This is a genomic window from Rhodococcus sp. P14, assembly GCF_000256505.1.
GTDB classification, from domain to species: Bacteria; Actinomycetota; Actinomycetes; order Mycobacteriales; family Mycobacteriaceae; genus Rhodococcus; species Rhodococcus ruber.
In genome coordinates this window covers 1-4,919 of sequence record NZ_AJFC01000254.1, presented here as the reverse complement: position 1 = coordinate 4,919, position 4,919 = coordinate 1, and the positions used below count along the sequence as shown (strand labels likewise).

Annotated in this window: 3 protein-coding genes; 2 read left to right on the top strand and 1 reads right to left on the bottom strand. The window is 71.1% G+C overall.

What is annotated here, in order from left to right:
* On the bottom strand, positions 1–300 hold a 300-nt coding region (locus OEY_RS0118070; protein ID WP_010595233.1), incomplete at its 3' end, for an aminotransferase class III-fold pyridoxal phosphate-dependent enzyme.
* A gap of 103 nt (positions 301–403) precedes the next feature.
* Between OEY_RS0118070 and glgX the strand changes: the two genes are divergently transcribed.
* Together glgX and treY are read left to right on the top strand one after the other, a co-directional pair.
* Complete coding sequence (glgX, locus tag OEY_RS0118065) at positions 404–2,713, top strand: glycogen debranching protein GlgX (protein ID WP_010595232.1); 2,310 nt, start codon at positions 404–406, stop codon at positions 2,711–2,713.
* The coding region (gene treY / locus OEY_RS28650) for a malto-oligosyltrehalose synthase (RefSeq protein ID WP_010595231.1) at positions 2,710–4,919 on the top strand (2,210 nt) is incomplete at its 3' end. The genes glgX and treY, both read left to right, overlap by 4 nt.

Here is a 4,919-nt window from a genome sequence, read left to right as displayed (position 1 = left end):
CGGCCCGGGGAGCCGCGCGGCCGGCTCGTGGGTGAGCCCGCCGAACATCACGTGGCTCATCCGCCCCAGTTGGCGCGTGACCGCCGCGTCGAGGGCGGGGTGGCGGTATCCGTGCACGGCGGCCCACCACGAGCTCATGCCGTCGACGAGTTCCCGGCCGTCGGCCAGCCGCAGCCGGGTGCCGTGGGCCTCGTCGACCACGAGCGGCACGGTCGATGCGGGAACGGCCCCGTAGGGATGCCACAGGTGCGCCGCGTCGAGCGTGGCGACCTCGTCGGGATTCAGGCGGCGAACGGTCACGGGGTCCGACTGTAGGCGTCCGCGCCGCGCGGCCGGTCGGCACCTGCGCCAGACCGGCTCACTCGGTCCGTACACGACCGAGGATCCCGCTAGGGTTGCCGTCATGGAACCCACCGAGCCGAGCACGTCCACCGAGGCCCTCCCGGCCGAGATCCCGGTGTGGCCGGGGAACGCCTATCCGCTCGGCGCGACCTACGACGGGGCGGGGACGAACTTCGCCCTCTTCTCCGAGGTCGCCGAGAAGGTCGAACTGTGCCTGATCGCCAAGGACGGCACCGAGACCCGCGTGCCGATCGAGGAGGTCGACGGCAACGTCTGGCACGTCTACCTCCCCACGGTGACCCCCGGCCAACGCTACGGCTACCGCGTCCACGGCCCCTACGATCCGGGGCAGGGTCTGCGCTGCGATCCGAGCAAGTTGCTGCTCGACCCGTACGGCAAGGCCTTCGACGGCGCGTTCGACGGCGATGCGTCGCTGTTCTCGTACGCCATGACGGGGTCCGAGGCCGAGGAGGCCCCGTCGGAACCGGAGCAGTCGGACGCGGCCGCGGAGGACGCCTCCGGTGCGGACGCTCCAGGTGCGGCCACCGCGGAGTCGGGCGACGAGAACGACACGCCGGCCGAGTCCGCCACCGAGCCCAAAGAACCGTCGAATCCCGATTTCCCCCAATTGGATTCGCTCGGACACACGATGACGACCGTGGTGATCAACCCGTTCTTCGACTGGGTCTCCGATCGGCATCCGCGCCGGCCCTACTACGAGACCGTCATCTACGAGGCCCACGTGAAGGGCATGACCGCGACCCATCCGGGCGTGCCGGAGCAGTTGCGCGGCACCTACGCGGGGCTGGCCCACCCGGTGATCATCGAGCACCTGCAGAGTCTCGGGGTCACCGCGATCGAACTGATGCCCGTGCACCAGTTCATGCAGGATCAGGTGCTGCTGGACCGGGGCCTGCGGAACTACTGGGGCTACAACACCTTCGGCTTCCTGGCTCCGCACCTGGACTACTCGTCGGCCAGCAACCCGAGCGGCGTCGTCGCCGAGTTCAAGGCGATGGTGCGCGCCTACCACGAGGCGGGCATCGAGGTGATCCTCGACGTGGTGTACAACCACACCGCGGAGGGCAACCACATGGGGCCGACGATCTGTTTCCGCGGCATCGACAACGCCGCCTACTACCGGCTGGTCGACGACGACAAGTCCTACTACATGGACTACACCGGCACCGGCAACAGCCTCAACGCCCGCCATCCGCACACCCTGCAGCTGATCATGGATTCGCTGCGCTACTGGGTGACCGAGATGCACGTCGACGGATTCCGCTTCGACCTGGCCTCCACCCTGGCCCGCGAGCTGCACGACGTGGACCGGCTGTCCGCGTTCTTCGACCTCGTGCAGCAGGATCCGATCGTCTCGCAGGTCAAGCTGATCGCCGAGCCGTGGGACGTCGGTGAGGGCGGCTACCAGGTGGGCAACTTCCCCGGCCTGTGGACCGAGTGGAACGGCAAGTACCGCGACACGGTCCGGGACTACTGGCGCGGGGAACCGGCCACGCTCGGCGAGTTCGCCTCCCGGCTCACCGGCTCGTCGGACCTGTACGAGGCCACCGGCCGCCGGCCGAGCGCGTCGATCAACTTCGTCACCGCCCACGACGGCTTCACCCTCGCCGACCTGGTCTCCTACAACGAGAAGCACAACGACGCCAACGGCGAGAACAACATGGACGGCGAGTCACACAACCGCTCGTGGAACTGCGGCGTGGAGGGCCCGACCGACGACGCGGACGTGCTCGCGCTGCGGCAGCGGCAGAGCCGCAACATCCTGGCCACGCTGATGCTGTCCCAGGGCACCCCCATGCTCGCGCACGGCGACGAGTTCGGGCGCACGCAGCAGGGCAACAACAACGTCTACTGCCAGGACAACGAGTTGTCCTGGATGGACTGGTCGCTGGCGGAGACGAACGCGGACCTGCTCGAGTTCACCCGCAACGTGATCGCGCTGCGCCGGTCGCACCCGGTGTTCCGGCGACGGCGGTTCTTCGAGGGCCGCCCGATCCGCAGCGGCGAGCAGTCCCGTGACATCGCCTGGCGCACCCCGGCGGGCGAGGAGATGACGCCGGAGGACTGGGACAGCGGGTTCGGCAAGTCGCTGTCGGTGTTCCTCAACGGCGAGGGCATCCACGAGCCGAACCAGCGCGGCGAACGGGTCGTCGACGATTCGTTCCTGCTGTGCTTCAACGCGCACGACGAGCCGATCGATTTCGTCACCCCCGACGGTCCGCACGCCGAGGAATGGTCGGTGGCGCTGGACACGGACGTGCCGGACGGGCTGCGCGAGCAGGTGGTGACCGCCGGGGAGTCGGTGCGGGTGCAGGCCCGTTCGCTGCTGGTGATGCGGAGGACCGCATGAGCCCGCGCCCGGTGTCGTCGACGTATCGGCTGCAGCTCACCGGCGACGGGACGACCTTCGCGGACGCGATCGCGCTCGTGGACTACCTCGACGCGCTCGGCGTCTCCCACGTGTACCTGTCCCCCGTGCTCAGCGCCGCGGCCGGCTCGACCCACGGGTACGACGTGGTGGATCCGACGACGGTGTCGGCGGCGCTCGGCGGCCGCGAGGGTCTCGCGGCCCTGGCCCGCGAGGTCCGCTCCCGCGGGATGGGTCTGCTGATCGACATCGTCCCCAACCACGTCGGCGTCGGCGATCCGCGGGAGAACCCGTGGTGGTGGGACGTGCTGCGGCACGGCCGCACCTCGCCGTACGCGACGTACTTCGACGTCGACTGGGACGCGGACAACGGCTGCGACGGCCGGATCGCCCTGCCCGTACTGGGGTCGGCGACCGACGTCGAGGATCTGACCGTGGACCGTACCGGTGACGAGCCGACGCTGGCCTACTACGAGCGGCGCTTCCCGATCGCCCCGGGCACCGACGCGGGAACCGGAGCGGAGGTGCATGCGCGGCAGGCGTACCGGCTGGTGCCGTGGGACAGCGGCCTGATCGGATACCGCCGGTTCTTCACCGTCGACGATCTCGCCGCGGTGCGGGTGGAGGATCCGGCGGTGTTCGACGCGGTGCACGCCCAGGTGGCGTCGTGGATGGACGACGACCTCACCGACGGCGTCCGCGTGGACCATCCGGACGGACTGGCGGACCCGACCGGCTACCTGCAGCGGTTGCGCGAGCTCGTCGGCCCGGACCGCTGGCTGGTCGTCGAGAAGATCCTCGGCGACGGCGAACCGCTCGACCCGACCCTGCCGGTCGACGGCACCACCGGCTACGACGCGCTCGGCGAGGTCGGTGCGGTGTTCCTCGATCCGCGCGGTGAGAAGGACCTCGACGCGCTCTCGCGTGACCGCACCGGCGCGCCCGGCGACGCGCAGTGGCTGCACGCGCAGGAGAGACAGCTCAAGAGCACGGTGCTGCAGGCGGGTCTGGCACCGGAGGTGCGCCGGCTGGTGCGGGCGGTCCGCCGGGACGCCGCCGATGCGACCTGTCCGGACGAGCACCTGCGCGACGCGGTGATCGCGGTGGTGGCGGAGCTGCCCGTGTACCGGTCCGACTACGCGCCCCTGGCCGGGATGCTGCCCCGCATCCTGGGTGAGTGCGCCCGCGCCGAACCCGCGCTCGAACCCGCGCTCGAGGTGCTGTCGCGGGCCCTGGCCCGGGGCGCAGAGGCGGCGGCCCGGTTCGGGCAGGTGTGCGGCGCCGCGACCGCCAAGGCGGTCGAGGACTGCCTGTTCTACCGCGCGGCGCGGCTGGTCTCCCTCCAGGAGGTCGGCGGCCACCCGGGCCGGTTCGGGCTGCCCGTCGCCGAATTCCACCTCGCCTGGTCGGAACGGGCGCGGTGGTGGCCGCGTGCGATGACGTCGCTGTCCACCCACGACACCAAGCGCGGCGAGGACGTCCGCGCCCGTATCGGGGTGCTCTCGCAGGTGCCGCAACTGTGGGCGGCGTGCCTGTCCGAATGGGAATCCGTCACACCGCCCCCGGACGCCGCCTCGGGACTGTTCTTGTGGCAGAACATCTTCGGGGCCTGGCCGCGTGACGGTCGAGTGACGGAGGAGCTGCGGTCCCGGCTGCACGAGTACGCCCGGAAAGCCCTGCGGGAGAACGGCGTGCGCACCACCTGGACGGAGGTGGACGAGGAGTTCGAGGGCGCGGTGGCGGCCTGGCTCGACGCGGTGTGCGACGGGCCTGTCGGCGCGTCGCTGACCGAGTTCGTCGCGTCGCTGGCCCCGCATTTCTCCGCGGACTCGCTCGGGCAGAAGCTGCTGCAGCTGCTCGGACCCGGCATCCCCGACGTGTACCAGGGCACCGAGTTGTGGGAGGACTCGCTCGTGGACCCGGACAACCGGCGGCCGGTGGACTTCGCCGCGAGGCGCCGGCTGCTCGAGCAGGACCCGCCGCCGGCCGTGGACGACGCCGGTACCGCGAAGCTCGCGGTCGTGCGGTCGGCGCTGCGGCTGCGCCGCGAACGGCCGGCGAGCTTCGTCGGTGGCGCCTACGTCCCGCTGTCCGCGTCGGGTCCGGCCACCGCTCCCCTCATCGGGTTCGGGCGCGGCCCGGCGGCCGACGACGTCGACGTGGTGGCGCTCGCCTCGCGGCACACGGT